Here is a 16,888-nt window from a genome sequence, read left to right as displayed (position 1 = left end):
CCCTCGGCCGCGGCTTGCACGCCGGCCAGCAGAGAGCGGGACAGGGCAGCCGCCGCTGTGAGCTGGGCCGTGGGGGGGGCGAGTCTTGCGACTGGAGGCCGATGAACGCTGGCGGGATGTCGTTCAGTGTTCCTGTGTGACGAAGAGGGTGAGCAGTTGGTGGAGTTGGTGTTGTTGTGCGGCGTCAAAGACTTCCAGGAGTTCTCGCATCGCGCCGCGGAAGAGTTCGCTGGCTTCGTGCAGGCGTTGTTCGCCTTCTTCGGTGATGACGATTTCGTAGGCCCGGCGATCGTGCGGTGCCCTGCGGCGTTTGAGCAGGTTGCGGTGTTCCAGGTCGTCGACGATGCGTACGAGGGTGGATTTGTCGATGCCGAGTGCCGCGCCGAGCTCGCGCTGGCTGCGGATCTGTCCGGACTGGATGGTGGTCAGGACGCCGGCGTGCTGCAGTTCGATGCCGGTTGGCTGGGCCGCTTGGTTGGCTCGCGCCCGGGCGAGCTGGTGAGCGCGGTACATGAGCAGTCCAAGGGTGGCCGGGTCGACCGGTTGAGCCTCCATGGGCACGATGCTAGCGTGCAAGACAGTCTCAAATGAGACTGTCTCATCCAGGGGGTAAGTGATGCGTGTCCTGATCATAGGTGCCGGCCTGGCCGGACCCTGCCTGGCCCATGCTCTGCGTCGGCACGGTCACGACGCGGAGCTTTTCGAGCGGGACACGGCCGTTGACGCCCGGGCGCAGGGATACCGGATTCACATCAACGGTGACGGGGGCACGGCGCTACGTAAGTGGCTGCCCCCCGAGGCCTATGAGCAGGCCCTCGCCACATCCTGCAAGCCGGGCGGCGGCGTCAGCGTGACCGGTCCCGACCTGCGGAAGTTCACCGAGATCGAGCTTCCCCCGGATGTCGCCGGCATCACCGTCGACCGGCTCACCCTGCGCCGGATCATGCTGCGGGACCTGACGGAGGTGACCCGGTTCGGTGCCGGCTTCTTCCGGTACGAGCTGCTGGACGACCAAACGGTACGGGTTTTCCTCACCGACGGCTCCACCGCCGAGGGCGACCTGCTAGTGGCCACCGACGGAGCCAACTCCGGAGTCCGCCGCCAGCTGCTGCCCGACTTCCCGGTGACGGTGCAGGACACCCAGCTGATCTACGGCCGCACTCCGCTCACCGCTCAGGCCCGTCGGCTGACGCCGGCACCGGCGCTCGAAGGTTTCCTCGGCGTCCTTGGTCCCGACGGCCGCCGCCTCGCGCTCGCCGCACAACGGTTCCGCCAGAACCCGGCCGACTTCGGGCTGCCGGCGGCCGATGACTACCTCATGTGGGGTGTGACCGCCCCGGCCGACGTCTACGGTCCCGGCTTCTTCGAACTCGGCGCCGAAGACCTGCTGAAGCTGGCGGCGACCACCCTGGCGGACTGGGACCCCTCGCTGCGCGCCCTCATCGGGCTGGGGGACCCCGACTACCTCGTGCCCGCGAGCATCCAGACCTCCGAACGCCCCAAGCTGGGGCCCCCGCGACCGGTGACCCTGGTCGGTGACGCGGCCCATCCGATGGTCCCGGCCGGGATCAGCGCAGGAGTCGCTGTCCATGACGCGGGGCTGCTCGCCTCGCACCTCGTCTCCGGCGCACCGCTGCTGGAGGCTGTTCGGTCCTACGAAAGCGAGATGCTCGACTACGGCTTCGCTGCGGTCGCCCGGAGTTCGCGCGGGTACCAGTAGGCCTCGGCCGGCCGGGGTCAGAGCCCGCCGTCTGGCGCAGGCCAGTTGAAGGAATCCAGCCGGGGGAGTGAGGCCATGCTGTGCACCGTCACGAGCCGGCAAGACCCGCACGCCACAACGGAGCACCGCCACAAAGACGACCCCGCATTGCCGACAGCCAAGGAGGCCGCGGTTCGCAAGCCGCGGTCGGGTGAGTCTGGCCGTGCAAGGCGGCACCGCTACCTGCACTGGCGCAACCAGAACGGCCCGCCGCCGCGACGTCCCGGCCGCTCAACGCTGGCAACGGTGCAGCGTCCGCAGTGAGAGAGGAGTCCGCTGGGTCGGCCGCCCCTGGGCCCGGCGGCCTGACCTCCCGTCACAGGGGCAGATGTCGGCGTGGACCAGGGCGTGCAGGGGTTCGTCGCGCCGTCCGTCTTCGTGCAACAGGGCGCTGCTCATCGTGCCCTCGACGGAGAAGCCGGCCTCCACCGCTAACTCGGCACGACGCCGAGTTGACTAGGCGTGACACAGCCGGAGCCGGTGCAGACCAAGATCGTCTGACGCCCCCTGCCTGACGCGTTTCGTAGCCTCGACGCCCATGGCGAATGGCCGGTTCCTGGGCGGCCACTACCGAAGCACGGGCGTCGCTGACGCGCCGCGGTCGCAGTACTAGCCTTCAGGGTAGAAGAGGAAGAGGGTACAGCCCGTGGTGGTCTGGGGTATGTGTGAGGAACCGGCGGGGGCATGGATGAACGTGCCTGCGGGGTAGTCCCGTTCGCCGTCGTTGAAGACGCCGGAGATCACGAAGACCTCTTCCGGACCCGGATCGTGGACGTCGATGCCCTTCCAGCACGTGTGCGGGTCCATCTCCAGCACGTGTGCCGTCGCGCCGCCTTCTCCGCTCCACAGCGGCCGCAGCCGAATGCCAGGAAAGAGTTCGCGGGTGGGCGCGTCATGCAGGGCTGACCACACATAGTCGGGCAGCTGTCCGCCCGTTCGCGCTGCGGTGTCTGCCGCCTGTGCTGCCTGAGATGTTTCTGTCGTCATGGGAGCCAGCCTCGTCGACGGCTGACACCCCGCCCAGTGTCTTGATTGACATCTTGCGGTACTTTCCTGCCATGCACCGTGTAGCGGCACTCGTCCTCGCGCCCCAGTCGACCTTCGAACTCGGCTGTGCTGCCCAGGTGTTCGGCATCGAGCGGCAAGGACGACCCATCCGGTACAGCTTCGGCGTATGCACCGAGCACCCCGGACCCATCGCCACGCGTGCCGGATACGACATGCTCGTCACCAAGGGTCTTGACACCCTCGACGCAGCGGACACGGTGGTACTCCCGGGCTGGCCACGCATCGACGAGAGCCCCTCACCCGCCGTCCTCCAGGCCCTGCGCCGAGCCCACCGGCGAGGCGCACGCATGGTCAGCATCTGCTCCGGAGCCTTCGCCCTGGCATACGCCGGCCTGCTCGACGGCCGTTCGGCAACTACCCATTGGGCACTGGCGAGCGAGTTCGCCGCGCGCTTTCCCGACGTCCGCCTCGACCCGGACGTGCTGTATGTGGACCACGGCGACGTGGCCACGAGCGCGGGTGCCGGAGCCGGGATGGACCTCTGCATGCACCTGGTGCGCGCAGACCAGGGCGCCGGATACGCTGCAGATGTCGCCCGGACCATGGTCATGCCGCCACACCGTGAAGGCGGGCAACTGCAGTACTCCGCACCGCCGCATCCCGCGCAGATCGACGGTTCGCTCGCACCGCTGCTGGAGTGGGCAAACGGCAGGCTCGACGAAGACCTCACCCTCGATGACCTGGCAGCCCGCGCCGGCTACTCCACCCGTACGCTGGCCCGCCGCTTCACCGAGCAGGTCGGCACCAGCCCGGGACAGTGGCTCCTGGCCCAGCGGATCAACGCTGCACGGGAGCTGTTGGAGTCATCGGACCTCCCCCTCCGCGCCGTCGCCCGCCGCGTCGGGCTCTCCTCCGCCACCAATCTCCGCAGACGTTTCCTCGACGCCCTGGGCACAACACCGGGCGCCTACCGCCGGGCATTTCAGGCCGAACCCCGGTGACAACCCGCCAGCCGGGCCTGCCCACCCACCATCCGCAACGCGTGTGACCACTCGCGGCCGGCCAGCACCCGAGCAGCCGGCCGCCTGTGTGGAAGTTTCAACCGGCGGTCAGGGACTGGCATCACGGCCATGCCACGGTCACTGTTCGGCCGGGCGCAGCGGGCACGTCCCCGGCTGCCGTGCGGGCTGGCTTCAGGGCGGAGGCGGGAGCCTTCCGGCGCCGTGTCAACTCCCTTGCATACAGGCCCTGTTCGGTGACCGAGTGCCTGGGCCCAAGGCGCGGCTTCCGCGTGGAACCCAAGCTGGTGTACCCGTTGGGGGGCATGCGAGGTTGTGTGCCGCGCCGCGGACCGCGTGGTGGAGCGCGAGGCCGAGCTGCAGGTACCCGTTCAGGTAGGGCAGTCCAGCGGTGGTGGCTTCGCCCTGCAGGGGCTGGGTCCGGTCGGGGCGCTGGCGGACCAGGCGGCCGATGTAGCGGTCGGTTCCGGCGTCCTTGATCAGGGCGGTGGTGGTCAGGCGGGGTTCTCCCTGGGTTCGCCAGGGGCGGAGGCCAGGCGCAGGGCCTGGGGGCGGTCGCGGGTGTCGAGGGCGTCCACGAGGGCGGCGAACCGTTCGTACGCGGCGCGTTGTTCGTCCGGTGTCATGGTGCGGCCGACCAGTTCGAGGGCGGCGAGCAGGCTCGCGTAGAGCGAGCGCAGCAGGGCGCTGGGGCTGAGGCAGGACAGGGCGGTACGCAGCTGCCGGTCGGCGCAGGCGAAGGCGGTGGCGTCGGCATCGACCGCCTCTGCGAGGGCTGCCAGATGGTGGCGCAGTCCGGCGATGTCGGCGGGAGAGGCGTGCCACAGGGCGTCCTCGACGAGCAGGGGGTCCAGGGCGTTGCGCACGCGCAGCGCGTCGTGCGGGTCCTGTTCGTTCAGGGTCTGGGCCCAGGTGTCCAGGCCTGTGGGTGGGGGCGGTTGGGCCGCGAAAAGGCCCCCGCCGGGGCCGGGGCGTACGGTCACCAGACCCCGGGTCTGCAGCAGGCGGAGCGCCTCGTTGAAGGTGCCGACGGAAACGCCGCACTCGGTGCGCAGTTCGTCCTTGGTGCCGAGGCGGGTGCCTGTCTGGGTGCGGGCGATGCGGTCGGCGATGCGGTCGGCCGCCACCTCGGCGCGGGAGGGTGGCGAGGTGCGCTCCCAGTGGTCACGGCGCAGCGCGGGAGGTTCGTCGACGTCGCGGGTGTGCCGTGCGTCGTGTCCGCCGGTCCGATGGTCCGTGGCTCCCACGGTGCCTCCTCGTCGCCCCGCTTGAATTGATTATGGCCAATAGCTTGGCACCTCTTGACTGCCCGCGTAAAGCACACGCATGATCACCCTAATCATCATAATGATTGGAGAGGGCGTGCTGATCGAGCAGGACTTCCGCGATGCGATGGCCGGGGTATGCGCCCCGGTGACGATCGTGACGACGTCCGAGCGGGGGAGTCCCTACGGAGTCACCGTCAGTGCCTTCGCCTCGGTGTCGCTGCGCCCCGCGATGGTGTCGGTGGCGCTCGACCGCTCCTCCCGCGTCCTCGCGCGCATCCTCGCGAAGGGACGCTTCGGCGTGAACGTGCTGGGCCGCGACCAGGACGAGCTGGCCAGGATCTTCGCTGGGCCCTCGCCGGACCGGTTCGCGGCGTCCGAAGCGCCCTGGCGCCACGATCACGGGCTGCCGAGGCTGGCCGGCGCGGCCGGCTGGATCGTGTGCGAGCTCGGCTCGACGGTCGAGGCCGGCGATCACCTGCTGTTGCTCGGCGACGTCACACACGTCCGCTCGTCAAGCGCGGCGCCCCTCGTCTACAGCCACCGCGTCTTCGGCACGCACTCCGCTTTCGCGCGATGACTCACCGACGAATCACCTCTGCGTCACAGCAGGTGAACGCCTGTCCATGCGCCGAAAGGCAGCCGGGCCGCGCAGCGCCGGACCACCGGGCGACACACCGATCGTCGACACATCCGAACGACGACGAATCCCCTACACCGATGAACCTCTTACAGGAGACTGGCATGACCACCATGGATTCCCAGGCAGTGCAGACCGCCGCCGCCGACTCTCCCCTTCCGACCCGTGAGGAACTCGTGGCACGGGCTGAGGAGTTGCAGCCCCTGCTGCGCGAGCACGCCGCCCGGATCGATCAGGACCGCCAGATCACCGACGAAGTGATCGACGCCCTGACGCGGGCGGGGCTGTTCAAGCTGACGGTGCCGCGGCGCTTCGGCGGCTACGAGTGCGATGTGCGCACCCTGCTCGACGTGACGGCCGCGATAGCCGAGGGCGACGGGTCGACGGGCTGGGTGGCCGGAGTGGTCAACATGTGCAACTGGCTGGCCGCGCTCTTCCCGGAGCAGGCGCAGGAGGAGGTCTTCGCCGATCCCCAGGCCCGGGTCACCGGGGTGTTCAGCCCGACCGCCACCAGCCGCAAGGTGACGGGTGGCTGGCGGATGTCGGGTCGCTGGTACTACAACTCGGGGTCCTCGCACTCCGGCTGGGCCGTCCTGGGCATGCCGGTCACCGACGAGAAGGGCGAGGTGGTCGACCAGGCGATGGTGCTGGTACCGCGGTTCGAACTGTCCCTGGAGGACACCTGGTTCGTCGCCGGGCTGCGCGGCACCGCCAGTAATTGCCTGATCGCCGAGGACGTCTTCGTGCCCGAGCACCGGGTGATGTCCGTGCCGCGCGCCATCGAGGGCGACGTCCCCGCCGACCACGGCGCGACCGGACTCTTCCGCACCGCGTTCTCCCCGTTGCTGGCCGTCGGCCTGGCCGGGCCCCAACTCGGCCTCGGGCGAGCCGCGTTGAAGCTCGTCACGGAGAAAGCCGCGACCAAGCCGATCTCGTACACGTACTACGAGACCCAGGCGGAGTCGGTCGGCGTGCAGTTGCAGGTCGCCGAGGCCGCTATGAAGATCGATACCGCCCACCTGCACGCGCACCGGGCCGCCGCCGACCTCGACACGGCCGCGGCGCGGGGCACCGACCTCGACCTGCTGTCCAGGGCGCGCGTACGGGCCGATACTGGCCACGCCATCGGGAACCTCCTGTCCGCCGTCGACACCCTGGTCCATGTGCACGGTGCCGGATCCTTCGCGGACACCAACGCGCTGCAACGCATCTGGCGCGACCTGAGCGTGGCCGGCCGTCATGCGGCGTCCACGCCCGCGGTGGGCATGGAGATCTACGGCAAGCTGCTGCTGGGAGTCGAGGAACGCATCACTCCCTTCGTCTGACCGCCCGCATCCGTCCGACACTGTCACCGCCCCTCGGCCGCGCCGTATGGGAGCCACCACCCCTGCGGCGCGGCGTTGGCTGTCGTCATGCCATGAGCCGCATCCATTTCGGGGGGGCCTGAGGGGCCGCGTCGGCGTCGCCGAGACGGGCCGGGGCGCTGGGGCGGAATCCGAGCCACATTGCGTCGTCGCCATGGTCACCAGCGTCCCGGCACACACCGCCAGCACTGCACGTCGTCTCATACGGCTAACGTCGTCCCACAGAACCGGACGTCGTCGTGAAATATCGCCCTTGCGAATTCAGCGAGGCCGGTGAAGGCTGCCTCGCTGAATTCGGCGCCTCTGCGGAATAGTGCCTCGTCGAACCAGGCGGTGCCGGTGAAAGTTGCCCACCTGAACCATGCGCTGTGGGACAAGCGCACCGCGCTGAACCGGGCGTCGCGGCTGAACGTCGCCCTCTCAAACCAGGCGGTGCGGAACGTCGCTCTTTCGAACCGTGCGTGGCCGGTGAATGCCGTCTCGCCGAAGACGCCCTCGACGCTGAATGTCGCCTCGTTGAACCGCGCGGGGCCGGTGAACGTCGCCCCTTCAAAACCGGCTTCGCCGGTGAACGTCGCCCTCTCGAACTTTGCGGCGCCGATGAAGGTTGCCGTCTCGAACAGGGCCTCGCCGCAATGGACGAAACCAGTGGTTGGATCTTGCACGGCGTGGAGGAGCTCGTTGAGGAGGAGCGGGATGAAGAGGGTGCCGCGGTGGTCGATGTCGGCACCGGGAGTTAGTCCGGCCAGGTAGGCACGGCGGTCGGTGTCGGACAGGTGGGCCAGGCATGTGGTGTGGCCGGGTACGTGGGCACCACGGCAGCCGACTGGATCGGAGGCAGGGTTCACTCCCGGCTGCCCGCAGTACGGCCAGGGAGGCGCTGGGGGTATGGGGCGCGGGAACATCGCGGGCGGCTCCACTGGTCCATGCCGATACTGGGCTTGTTCAGGCAGGACGCACGGTGAGGCCGGCCAGTTCCGCCTCACTGACACCCGGCGCCGGCGCACCATCCGCTCCGTGTACGCCCACCCCGAGCTTTCCTGGACCGACTACGAACACCGACCGGTGAAATCACCGCTCACCCGTCCCGGCCACGCACAGCACCATCGCGCGGGCTGAGGCCCCGCACTCCGTGCGAGGCGCCTCCGTAGCTCAGTCCCTTTCGGTTCTCGACGACGAGATGCCGCCCGTCTCCATCGAACGCCGAGGCGAGCTGCCACCGCCGCCGAGCGCCGCCGCGCCCAGGAGGACGCGCACGCCTGAGCGCACCAACTCCGCCCACACCGCCGGATGGCACTGGCGCCGCGGGCCGGACGCGCGTCACAGTAGGGGAGAGGGTCGGGTGAACAGCATGGGATGGATCGACCGGGAGCACATCCCCGCCATCGAGCGGGACGGCCGGTACGGACGGCTGATCAATCTGACCCTGCGGCTGCTGGAGGCCCGCGTGCCCGCCTGCGGTAACTGCACCGGAGGGTGGATCACCATCCGGGACGACGACGGCCACGAGACCAGCGTGCGGTGCGAGAACTGCCAGGGCGCTGGCACCGTCCCGAGCCCAGTCGACAACGAGGAGAACGGCCGCGCCGACGGCCGCCGGTAGCCGGCCCTGCTACCCATCCTCAGCCAGCAGGTCCGGCGTCAGATCGCCCCGCACGCGCCGGACGCGCGGCCGGTGGCGGTAGCGGCCGAACTCCAGCCGGTCCTGGTCGACTTCGATCTCCACGACCACCTCAGGCTCCACCGGCACGTACCAGACCGGGTCGGCGCCCGGCAGGCCGCCGACCGTCCCCGCAAGCTCCTGCCGCTCCCCGGCGGCCCGCAGCAGCGACGCCACCTCCCGGCGCAGCCGGTCGCCCACCGGCAGGCTGACACCCACGGCCCGCATCCGCCCGCCGGACCGCCGGCCCAGCACGAACGCCTGCGCGGCCGGCGTCGCCCCGGTCACCCCGATCACCACCGCCTCCGTGGTGTGCCGCTGACGCCACTTCACCCAGCCCGACCGCAGCCCGTCGACATACCGGCCGGCGGCCCGCTTGGCGACGATGCCCTCCACTCCGTCGAGCGCCCCCACCCACAGCAGTGCCTCCCGGGCGTCGCCGGTGGCCGGGACGGGCCGCACCGTCGCCGGGCCCCCGTCCAGGAGCTGCAGCAGCTCGGCGCGCCGTTCGGCGTACGGCTGCGGCCGCCAGTCGGCGTCGCCCACGGCCAGCACGTCGAAGACCGAAGCGCGCAGGTTCGCAGAGTCTCGGCCCGGCGGAAGGGGGAACTCGCGTGTTGGTCGGTCTTCTCGGCGGTAACGCGCACGGGTTAGGGTCATGCGCCGTCTACGGCTCCAGGTACCGCTGGCCTGCTTCATCGATCGTGGCTTGGGGCTCCCTTCGAGACCACTGATAGATTCCTGCGGTGAGCGAGCAACTGCCCAGCGGCGGCATCGAACTGTCACCCGACGAGATCGAAGCCCTTCGCACCAGGTGGTCTTCCTGCTGGACCCCTAGTGAGGTCGCGCAGCAGTTGGCCGGGATCGGCACGCCCTGGTACGTGGCCGCGGGCTGGGCGCTGGACCTGTTCCGCGGCAGACAGACGCGCGCACATGGGGACATCGAGATCGCGATTCCGGCCGCGAGCTTTCCCGAGGTCCGCCACCGCTTTTCCGGATACGTCTTCGACGCGGCAGGCGGCGGCCGGATCTGGGAGGACGCCGCACCGGAGGTGCTGGCCGCCGTACATCAGACATGGCTCCGCGATCCGGCCACTGGCAACTACTTGCTCGACGTGTTCCGCGAACCGCACGACGGCGACACCTGGATCTGCCGACGGGATGAGGGGATCCGGCTTCCCTATCGCAACATCATCCACCACACCCAAGACGGCATCCCGTATCTGGCGCCCGAACTGGTCCTGCTGTTCAAGGCCAAGCACGCCCGCCGAAAAGATCAAGCAGACTTCGACACGACCGTCCCACACATGTCCCCGGTTCAGCGTGAGACCCTGGCCGAGCTACTCGAGCGCGTACACCCGGGGCATCCCTGGATTGCGGATCTGTAGTGGGCTACTGGTGCGCTCGCTCAACGGTCACTGGCTCCCCGAGGAAGCCAGTCTTCGCCCACCCGGCCATGTGAAAGCCGGCCAGGGCGTGGGTTGTAGACGGGCTGCACAACGCCTTCCGGCTCAGCGGATCTGGGGCAGCGCCTTGTCGGGGTGGGCTGTGTGGACGTAGCGGACGGCGGTGCCGGGATGGATGCCGAACAGGTGCACCAGGTGTACCGGGTCGGCCGTTTGTCGGGCCTCTTCCAGCACACGGTCGCTCCACATCTGGCGCGGGGTGATTCCGGTGTGGTCGAACGCGCGGCGCAGCGCGCAGTAGCTGACGGGCGGAAGGGCGGGGTGGTGCGCCGAGTGCGTCGTCACCAGCAGGTGCGGATTGGGGGATGCGGGCCACTGGTCATGCCTTTCCTTGAGCCACTCGTCCAGGAGGCGATGGGTCAGCGTGTCGAGATAGAGCGTGTGCAACCGGCCGCGCAAGTCGACTGTGAGGGTTGCGTGGCCAAGGTCGGGCGCGTTCATGCGCAGTTGAGCGATATCGGTGACCTTGATGGCGTGGACAGCCACCAAGCCGACGGGCGCCTGCAGCCCCCGAACTGAGCCGCGCAATGGCGCGGATGAGGCAGTGCGAGGACTGCCTGGCGGTGGCTCCGGGACAGCCCCGGCGCAGCTGGCGATGCAGAGGGTGGGTGCCAGCAGTGGGATCACCAGTACCCCCAGCGCGGGCTGTGCCCCCGGTGCCGGTACCAGCAGCACCTGGGCCAGGCTGGGCTGTGCCGCGCCGCCGGCCGCATCGAGAAGCTGCTGACCGACCTCGGCCAGCCCCTCGACGATCCCACCGACGCCCTGGGGGAATCCCGCCTTGGCCCGCCTGCCTGAAGCCCAAGATGGCCAGACGTGCCACACCGGCCGCTGGCACTCATGCGGTCGTCGGATACCCGATCTGGGCGATGTCCTTGGCCAGATCACCAAGTGTCACGTCCGCGTTCAACGCCGAGACGATCTCCTGGGTAAGCGGCGTGAAGTCAAGAACCGCTTGAACCGCGGCCAAATCCAGCGTGACCTCGTAGACCTCCTCTGCGAACTCCCTGTAGGCCTCGGCACTGCCCGCGATGAGCACATCGAACAGCCACTCAGCACCGTCAGCGTCGCCTATGTCCTCGTCCGGCACGTGGACGTCGCCGCACCTCCACTGCGAGTCGGAGTCTTCGCGCCAGAAGCAGACGGTCGCTCGGGGCAGTCCGTTGTGGTCGGCGAAGGCGGGCTCGTCCACATAGGGACGGAAGACCTCCGGGACCGAGTCGAAGAGCCCAGGCCAGAGCTCCGGAGGCGAGATGCGATACGCAGACATCGGCGACTCGTGGTCGCACGCCTGGGCATACACCCCAGCGGCGGAGAACACGATGGCGTAGTCGTTGCCCGCGCCGTCCCTCATCGAGGCCATCTCCTCGCCCGGCGACCAGCCGGAATCGAAAGAGTAGTACCTCCACTCCCACTCAGGGCTCAGAACGGCGTCCAGCATCGCTAGGGCCCTGGACCGATCGCGGACCGTCGCGATGGTAGGCAGCTGCTTGATCACTTCATGCACCGACACGGAGCCATCCAAGCGGAGCCCACTGACACCCGCCGCACTGGCCCCATGGTCGCCGCAGCCCCACAACACGCCGAAGGATGATCAACTTGAACTGTCCACATAAAGTCGGAAATCGGGTTCGGCATCACTCGGCTGCTGAACTTCGACCTGCTGCCGCGCATCAAGCGGATCAACAAGGTCAAGCTGTACCGGCCGGTGGCCGGTGGCCGGTGGCCGGCGACCCGGACGCCTACCCGCAGCTCGGCCCGGCGCTGACCCGCCCGATCCGCTGGGAACTCATCGCCCAGCAGTACGACCAGATGATCAAGTATGCGACCGCGATCCGTACGCGGACTGCGTCGACCGAGGCAATCCTGCGCCGATTCACCCGCAACGCTTCCCACCCGACCTACGCGGCCATGCTGGAGGTTGGACGGGCACAGAAGACTATCTTCGTGGCCCGCTACCTGCGGCTGCGCGACCTTCAGCGGGAGGTCGAGGAGGGCCTGAACGTCATGGAGCCCTCCAACGGCGCCAACTCCGTCATCGCCTACGGCAAGGGCGGAGAGATCGCCTCGAACCGGCGTGACGAGCAGGAGATGTTCGTCCTGTGCCTGCGGATTCTGCAATCGGCCCTGGTCTTCGTGAACACCCTGATGTTCCAGGACATCCTCGGCGAACCGGAGTGGGCCGAGCTTCTCACGCCTGCTGATCGGCGCGGCCTGACCCCGCTGTTCTGGTCCCACGTGCGACCGTACGGGGAGGTCAACCTCGACATGGACACCCGCCTCGACCTTGCTGCGGTCAAACTTCCGGGCCCCGAGTTTCGGCGGACGCCTCCGACCAGCAGTCATCTGAGCGTGCGTGAAGCGTGGGCGAGGTCAGAAGGAGCGGTGGGAGGGAGAAGAAGACCAGATGGTCCGCCTCCCTCCCGTAGACGTCATGTCGCTACATTCGCACTGCTTTGTGAGGCGTCTTCCTTGGAATGCGGCTTCACGACGCCCCGCCCACGCGTACGGTTTATCTCGCGCCATTCCGGCCGCAGTCCAGCCAGATTCGTGGTGAGGAAGTACGCGGTGCCGCAGGCGAGCAGCACCGGGACGAGTCCGACAGCGGTCACCGCCGCCCCGGCGAGCAGCCCGCCGAGAGGGATGCCTGCCCAGGCCAGCGAGTCACCGAGGGCGTTGACCCGGCCCAGCATCCGGCGCGGCACCCGCTCGACGAGGACGGCCCCCAGCACTGGGTTGACGAAGCCGGCACCGAACCCACTGATTGCGAAGACGGCCAGTACCACCCCCAACGGGGCATCGAAGGTGAGGATCAGGAACCTCGGTGCCCCGGCCAGCAGGAACCCTGTGAGAACCACCATCCGCCGCCCCAGCCGGTGCGCGACCACTGCGGCGATCAGGCTCCCGCAGACCGCCGCGGCCCCCATCGCGCTGCCCATCAGGCCGATTGCGGTCGGTCCATTGCCGGACTCCCCGGCCCAGACGGGTACGAGCACCGAGGTGATCGCCGCGTCCAGCAGGTTGGTGATGCCGACCATGATGATGACGGTGAGCAGCAGCGGCTCGCCGCGCAGGAAGGTGAAGCCTTCGCCGAACCGACGCCAGTAGCCCGGTCCCGTTTCCCCTGCGGGCGAGGGGGCTTCCTCGATCGCGTGCCCCATGCCGCGAGACAGCGCGAGTTTGATGATCAGCGATCCGAGGGCGAAGCAGCCCGCGTTGACTGCGAGTCCGGTCAGGGGACCGAGCAGCGCCACCAGGGATCCGCCGACCGCCAGGCCGATGGTAGAGGCGAGCCGCTCGATCACACCGGCCAGACCGGTGGCCCGCTCCAGCGGTACCCGGCCGCGTTCAGCCGCCTCCGGGACCATCACCTCCTTGGCCAGGTCGCCGGGCCCCCGGGCCGCGCCGATCAGCGCGACCAGAACCAGGAGAAGGGGAAAGGACAGCAGGTCCAGGGCGTGGAGCAGGGGAACCGCGGCGGCGGCGGTCGCGCTGGCCAGATCGGTGGTCCAGGAAACGGCCCGCGGGCCGATCCGGTCCACTAGCGGCCCGGTGAACGCCTTGACCACCACGTAGGGAGTCATCTCGCAGAAGGCGACCAGTCCGGTCTGGGTGGCGCTGCCGGTTGTGACGAGGACGAACCAGGGCAGTGCCACAACGGAGATCCGCGTGCCGGTCAGCGACACAATCATGGCCGCCAGCACTCCACCCAGCGGCCGTAAGGACCTTTTGCCGGGTATGCCGCCGGCCTCCGAGGCGTCGTCGGTCATGACGTCGGGCTTCCTTCTTCTTCCTGAGGGCCGGAAGGGAGCGACGACGCGGCAGGCGCATCCAGTTCGGGCAGGATCTGCGTGATCACGGCGACCCGTTCGGCTCCCTCGGGGGCAGTCGCTGCCGTCTCCGGCGCGTCTCGCCGGTAGCGGGCGATGACGTCCGTCAACTCGCGGTACAGGGCGGCGGCTTCCTCGGGCGTGAGCCGCAGGGCCCAGTCGCTCATGTCGAAGGTGTTCCGCCATGCGCGGGGCATCGTCTGAAGCTCGTTCAGGGTCTGCTGCGTGCGCAGGGTGTAGATGGAGGCGACGGACTGCTGGTAGGCCAGCGCGGCCTCGGGTTCCCGCTCGGCTAGCTCCGGATCGTTGAACCAGGTCGTCCGGTGCACCGAACGCCACCATCGCTCTCGCGCGTTGCCGCGTTCGGTGTCTTCCTCGACGAAACCGGCCGCGCCGAGCTGCCGGAGGTGGTAGCTGGCCGTACCGGAATTCACGCCCAGCCGCTCCGCGAGGCGGGTGGCCGTCGACGGGCCATACTTCCGCAGCAGCCCGACCAACTGCACGCGCACCGGATGCGCCAGGGCACGCAGCCCCTTGGCATCCAGGACAACCGAGTCCGCTTCAACGTTCGGGCCATCCGGCCTCTCCACTGCATCAGCCATGCGATAGACGGTAGTCCGCAAAGGGTTCTTCGCGAAGAACCCTTTGCGGTTCGACTGGCTCGGGATGTGCCACTGCTCATCTTCGAAGATCGGGACGGGCGGGTTCACGGCTGGATCGGGCCCGAATGATGCCCATAGAACGGTGTCAAAAAGTCTGTGTGCTCAATAACTTGGACAGCACCCTTTTCTGTCCCGAGGGTGCACGCATCGCAGGACGACGACACCGACCTCCTAGCCCCCGTCCCGGCCATACGGACAGGGGCCTTCGTCGGGTACGCCCGCGTCTCGGCCAAGGGGCAACCGCTCGACCGCCAGATCCACGCCCTCACCGAAGCAGGATGCATCCGGATCTTCGCCGACAAGAAGTCCGGCAAGAACGCCGAACGCGAGGAGCTCTGGAAGGCCCTCGACTACGTCCGCGAAGGCGACACCCTCGTCGTTCCCTCGCTCGACCGGCTCAGGCGCTCCATCCAAGATCTCATCGCCATCGTCTCCGGCCTGCGCAAGCGCGGCATCGGCTTCACCTCGCTCCACGAAGCGCTCGACACCACCACCCCCGGCGGGAGCCTGGTCTTCCACGTCTTCGCCGCCCTCGCGGAGTTCATCCGCGAACTCATCGTCCAGGGCACCAACTAGGGCCTGGATGCCGCCCGCGCCCGCGGCGCCCGCCTCGGTCGGCCGCCAGCCATGACCGAAGAACAGGTCCGCCACGCCCGCGACCTGCTCACTCGCCCGCAGAACACCGCCACCTCGATCGCCAAATTGATCGGTGTCTCCCGCAACACCATCTACAAGTACGTCCCGGAGCTGAAGGGCGGCCGCGTCGTACTCGCCGAGGCGCCGGACACTCCCGCACCGCCCCGGCCAGCCCAGCCCGTGGAGTGACCAGCGCATCGCCCCAGGTCAGCCATATCCGTTGCTTTTGCAGCCGATGATCCGGCTACCCCATGTCCTCGGCTGCAAAGCATCGTTCTTCGGTGGCCCGTTCAGCAGGGGACGACCGTCCACACGTAGTACCAGTTCTCATCCGAGGCGGCGGAGACCGGCCCCAAGGTTTGGCCCAGGAGGTCGCCGCGCTTGCCATAGAACTTCGCAGCGTGGTCTCCGTACTGGCGCTCCACCCACGATCCCCAGCCGGTGAAGTTCATGTCGTAGGGGTGGCAGTAGTACATCCGGTCTTCGCTACCGGTCCAATGTGAGCCGCTGAAGGCGCAGAAGTAACCGTTCGAAGTGGTGGCGTTCGGGTTGCAGATGCTGCTGTAGGCGGGAGCGGTGCTGCCGTGGTCGGTGAAGGTGCGCGGATGCGCCTCGCCGGGGATGGCGACGCGGATGGTGCGCTTGTCGTCGACCCTGATCTCGTTGAGGGAGATCTGCTTGCCGCCGCTGCGCTGCAGGTACTTGGCGACTTCGGCGCGCAGCGCGCTGTCCTGCGCAGGGGTGAGATGCGCGGCGCGGGCCTGGCTGGCGAACGGCTGGGGCGTGCTGGCGCTGGCGGTTCCCGCGCTGATCGAGAGTACGAGCAGTGCAGCCGCTGCGGAAACGGTGGCGATCTTCCTTATGGTGCGGGTTCGGCTGGCCATGGATGTTTCCCCCTGGTGCGCGGTTGATGGGCCACCGGCGATGCTGACACCGGTGGCCGGTGGCGTCGAGGCTGAATACTGGTCAGATCTAATGCCTGGACCCAGCGGCCTGTCGGACGCTCAGGAGACGCCCCCCCGTTGTCATAGGGGGGTGGCAGACTTTCCCGGTGATCCGCACCCGACGCCCGCTCGGTCCCGGCCCGCAGCCGGCCGCCCGTCCGCAACTCGCGCTTCCCGCCGAGCCCCGGGCCCGGGTGATGGCCACTCAGGCCGACCTGCACACCGGCGGGTTGGACCAGATGCAGCTCCCCGACCTGAATGAGCTGCGGGCCCGCGGCGTTCTTCTCGGCGACCAGGCCCTGGGAGACTGACAGCATGAGCACCTCCCGCCGCCCGCTGGGCACCGGTCCCCGTCCCGCCGACGCTGCCGAGCAGCCCGCCCGCACTGTGGATCTCAGGATCGCCGCCGAGCGTGTGGCGGCCGCCCCAGCTGTTGAGCGAGCAGCCCGGCCGTGGCTGGCCGGGCGCCGGAGCCTCGGCTCCGGCCCGGAGACCGGCTTCTAGATTCGGCTCCTCATCTGGCGAGGTGAGTGGTCAACGGCCGACGGGATCGCTGCGGCGGTAGTTGCTCAGGCCCGGGACGGTTGCGGGCCGTTCCCGGCAGGGGCATACCGAGGATCTCGTCCGGGCCGTAG

At 68.8% G+C, this 16,888-nt stretch carries 21 protein-coding genes and 1 pseudogene; 12 read left to right on the top strand and 10 right to left on the bottom strand.

Going from position 1 to position 16,888, the window contains the following annotated elements:
- Positions 1-123: 123 nt before the first annotated feature.
- Entirely contained in the window at positions 124-555 is a 432-nt protein-coding gene (locus IE206_RS35625) for a MarR family winged helix-turn-helix transcriptional regulator (RefSeq protein WP_189969707.1), read from the bottom strand.
- Between the two features lie 61 nt (positions 556-616).
- Between IE206_RS35625 and IE206_RS35620 the strand changes: the two genes are divergently transcribed.
- Positions 617-1,720 (top strand): FAD-dependent oxidoreductase, encoded by a 1,104-nt coding sequence (locus IE206_RS35620; protein ID WP_189969705.1) that lies wholly within the window; start codon positions 617-619, stop codon positions 1,718-1,720.
- Between the two features lie 648 nt (positions 1,721-2,368).
- On the opposite strand, the gene IE206_RS35615 is transcribed toward IE206_RS35620, so the two are convergent.
- On the bottom strand, positions 2,369-2,746 hold the full coding sequence (locus IE206_RS35615) for a cupin domain-containing protein (RefSeq protein WP_189969703.1): 378 nt from the start codon (positions 2,744-2,746) through the stop codon (positions 2,369-2,371).
- Positions 2,747-2,817: 71 nt separating this feature from the next.
- On the opposite strand from IE206_RS35615, the gene IE206_RS35610 reads away from it, so the two are divergent.
- Positions 2,818-3,768 (top strand): helix-turn-helix domain-containing protein, encoded by a 951-nt coding sequence (locus IE206_RS35610; RefSeq protein ID WP_189969701.1) that lies wholly within the window; start codon positions 2,818-2,820, stop codon positions 3,766-3,768.
- Between the two features lie 512 nt (positions 3,769-4,280).
- Here IE206_RS35610 and IE206_RS35605 read toward each other — a convergent pair.
- A complete protein-coding gene (locus tag IE206_RS35605) occupies positions 4,281-5,033 on the bottom strand; it encodes a FadR/GntR family transcriptional regulator (protein ID WP_189969699.1) in 753 nt (250 codons plus the stop codon).
- A gap of 115 nt (positions 5,034-5,148) precedes the next feature.
- On the opposite strand from IE206_RS35605, the gene IE206_RS35600 reads away from it, so the two are divergent.
- Complete coding sequence (locus IE206_RS35600) at positions 5,149-5,631, top strand: flavin reductase family protein (RefSeq protein WP_229853305.1); 483 nt, start codon at positions 5,149-5,151, stop codon at positions 5,629-5,631.
- A 164-nt stretch (positions 5,632-5,795) separates the two neighbouring features.
- On the top strand, positions 5,796-7,016 hold the full coding sequence (locus tag IE206_RS35595) for an acyl-CoA dehydrogenase family protein (protein ID WP_189969697.1): 1,221 nt from the start codon (positions 5,796-5,798) through the stop codon (positions 7,014-7,016).
- Between the two features lie 239 nt (positions 7,017-7,255).
- Here IE206_RS35595 and IE206_RS35590 read toward each other — a convergent pair whose 3' ends face one another.
- On the bottom strand, positions 7,256-7,903 hold the full coding sequence (locus IE206_RS35590; RefSeq protein ID WP_229853304.1) for a pentapeptide repeat-containing protein: 648 nt from the start codon (positions 7,901-7,903) through the stop codon (positions 7,256-7,258).
- A 503-nt stretch (positions 7,904-8,406) separates the two neighbouring features.
- Between IE206_RS35590 and IE206_RS35585 the strand changes: the two genes are divergently transcribed.
- Entirely contained in the window at positions 8,407-8,658 is a 252-nt protein-coding gene (locus IE206_RS35585) for a hypothetical protein (RefSeq protein WP_189969778.1), read from the top strand.
- 9 nt (positions 8,659-8,667) lie between these two features.
- Here IE206_RS35585 and IE206_RS35580 read toward each other — a convergent pair whose 3' ends face one another.
- Positions 8,668-9,375 carry an ATP-dependent DNA ligase gene (locus IE206_RS35580; protein ID WP_373301035.1) on the bottom strand — a complete coding sequence of 236 codons (708 nt, stop codon included), beginning with the start codon at positions 9,373-9,375 and terminating at the stop codon, positions 8,668-8,670.
- 86 nt (positions 9,376-9,461) lie between these two features.
- Between IE206_RS35580 and IE206_RS35575 the strand changes: the two genes are divergently transcribed.
- Complete coding sequence (locus IE206_RS35575) at positions 9,462-10,103, top strand: nucleotidyltransferase domain-containing protein (protein ID WP_189969691.1); 642 nt, start codon at positions 9,462-9,464, stop codon at positions 10,101-10,103.
- Positions 10,104-10,226: 123 nt separating this feature from the next.
- On the opposite strand, the gene IE206_RS35570 is transcribed toward IE206_RS35575, so the two are convergent.
- Together IE206_RS35570 and IE206_RS35565 are read right to left on the bottom strand one after the other, a co-directional pair.
- The gene (locus IE206_RS35570) at positions 10,227-10,667 is read right to left on the bottom strand and encodes a hypothetical protein (protein ID WP_189969689.1); all 441 of its coding nucleotides are present in this window, start codon (positions 10,665-10,667) and stop codon (positions 10,227-10,229) included.
- Positions 10,668-11,019: 352 nt separating this feature from the next.
- Positions 11,020-11,694, bottom strand: a complete 675-nt coding sequence (locus IE206_RS35565; RefSeq protein ID WP_189969687.1) for a hypothetical protein — start codon at positions 11,692-11,694, stop codon at positions 11,020-11,022.
- A gap of 99 nt (positions 11,695-11,793) precedes the next feature.
- Here IE206_RS35565 and IE206_RS43685 point away from each other — a divergent pair, with 99 nt between their 5' ends.
- Complete coding sequence (locus IE206_RS43685) at positions 11,794-11,949, top strand: Tn3 family transposase (RefSeq protein WP_373301036.1); 156 nt, start codon at positions 11,794-11,796, stop codon at positions 11,947-11,949.
- Positions 11,950-11,993: 44 nt separating this feature from the next.
- A pseudogene (locus IE206_RS43680) lies at positions 11,994-12,377 on the top strand (Tn3 family transposase); the annotation flags it as partial.
- Between the two features lie 236 nt (positions 12,378-12,613).
- On the opposite strand, the gene IE206_RS35555 reads toward IE206_RS43680, so the two are convergent.
- Positions 12,614-13,951, bottom strand: a complete 1,338-nt coding sequence (locus IE206_RS35555) for an MFS transporter (RefSeq protein WP_189969684.1) — start codon at positions 13,949-13,951, stop codon at positions 12,614-12,616.
- Positions 13,948-14,613: an ArsR/SmtB family transcription factor gene (locus IE206_RS35550; RefSeq protein WP_189969776.1), complete on the bottom strand. Its 666-nt coding sequence runs from the start codon at positions 14,611-14,613 to the stop codon at positions 13,948-13,950. The genes IE206_RS35555 and IE206_RS35550 overlap by 4 nt, the downstream gene beginning before the upstream one ends.
- A gap of 198 nt (positions 14,614-14,811) precedes the next feature.
- Here IE206_RS35550 and IE206_RS42810 point away from each other — a divergent pair, with 198 nt between their 5' ends.
- Both IE206_RS42810 and IE206_RS42805 read left to right on the top strand, forming a co-directional pair.
- Positions 14,812-15,249 (top strand): recombinase family protein, encoded by a 438-nt coding sequence (locus tag IE206_RS42810; RefSeq protein WP_229853303.1) that lies wholly within the window; start codon positions 14,812-14,814, stop codon positions 15,247-15,249.
- A gap of 3 nt (positions 15,250-15,252) precedes the next feature.
- Positions 15,253-15,498 (top strand): helix-turn-helix domain-containing protein, encoded by a 246-nt coding sequence (locus tag IE206_RS42805; protein ID WP_268254462.1) that lies wholly within the window; start codon positions 15,253-15,255, stop codon positions 15,496-15,498.
- Positions 15,499-15,599: 101 nt separating this feature from the next.
- Here the strand turns inward: IE206_RS42805 and IE206_RS35540 are convergent, their stop codons facing one another.
- Positions 15,600-16,193, bottom strand: a complete 594-nt coding sequence (locus IE206_RS35540) for a hypothetical protein (protein WP_189969682.1) — start codon at positions 16,191-16,193, stop codon at positions 15,600-15,602.
- A 167-nt stretch (positions 16,194-16,360) separates the two neighbouring features.
- Here IE206_RS35540 and IE206_RS35535 point away from each other — a divergent pair, with 167 nt between their 5' ends.
- Positions 16,361-16,564, top strand: coding sequence for a hypothetical protein (locus IE206_RS35535; protein WP_189969680.1), 204 nt, complete (start codon positions 16,361-16,363; stop codon positions 16,562-16,564).
- A 4-nt stretch (positions 16,565-16,568) separates the two neighbouring features.
- Entirely contained in the window at positions 16,569-16,757 is a 189-nt protein-coding gene (locus IE206_RS35530) for a hypothetical protein (RefSeq protein ID WP_189969678.1), read from the top strand.
- Positions 16,758-16,888 lie beyond the last annotated feature (131 nt).

The sequence above is a fragment of the Streptomyces violascens genome, from assembly GCF_014649955.1.
Taxonomy (GTDB): domain Bacteria; phylum Actinomycetota; class Actinomycetes; order Streptomycetales; family Streptomycetaceae; genus Streptomyces; species Streptomyces violascens.
This window is presented reverse-complemented; position numbering and strand designations above follow the sequence as displayed.

Bases quoted from the DNA above. Each gene is read 5' to 3' on its own strand.
- IE206_RS35530 (WP_189969678.1), top strand. From the start codon at position 16,569: ATGAGCACCTCCCGCCGCCCGCTGGGCACCGGTCCCCGTCCCGCCGAC.
- IE206_RS35580 (WP_373301035.1), bottom strand. From the start codon at position 9,375: ATGACCCTAACCCGTGCGCGTTACCGCCGAGAAGACCGACCAACACGC.
- IE206_RS35595 (WP_189969697.1), top strand. From the start codon at position 5,796: ATGACCACCATGGATTCCCAGGCAGTGCAGACCGCCGCCGCCGACTCT.
- IE206_RS35625 (WP_189969707.1), bottom strand. From the start codon at position 555: ATGGAGGCTCAACCGGTCGACCCGGCCACCCTTGGACTGCTCATGTAC.
- IE206_RS35585 (WP_189969778.1), top strand. From the start codon at position 8,407: ATGGGATGGATCGACCGGGAGCACATCCCCGCCATCGAGCGGGACGGC.
- IE206_RS35555 (WP_189969684.1), bottom strand. From the start codon at position 13,951: ATGACCGACGACGCCTCGGAGGCCGGCGGCATACCCGGCAAAAGGTCC.
- IE206_RS35610 (WP_189969701.1), top strand. From the start codon at position 2,818: ATGCACCGTGTAGCGGCACTCGTCCTCGCGCCCCAGTCGACCTTCGAA.
- IE206_RS35540 (WP_189969682.1), bottom strand. From the start codon at position 16,193: ATGGCCAGCCGAACCCGCACCATAAGGAAGATCGCCACCGTTTCCGCA.
- IE206_RS35550 (WP_189969776.1), bottom strand. From the start codon at position 14,613: ATGGCTGATGCAGTGGAGAGGCCGGATGGCCCGAACGTTGAAGCGGAC.
- IE206_RS35620 (WP_189969705.1), top strand. From the start codon at position 617: ATGCGTGTCCTGATCATAGGTGCCGGCCTGGCCGGACCCTGCCTGGCC.
- IE206_RS35615 (WP_189969703.1), bottom strand. From the start codon at position 2,746: ATGACGACAGAAACATCTCAGGCAGCACAGGCGGCAGACACCGCAGCG.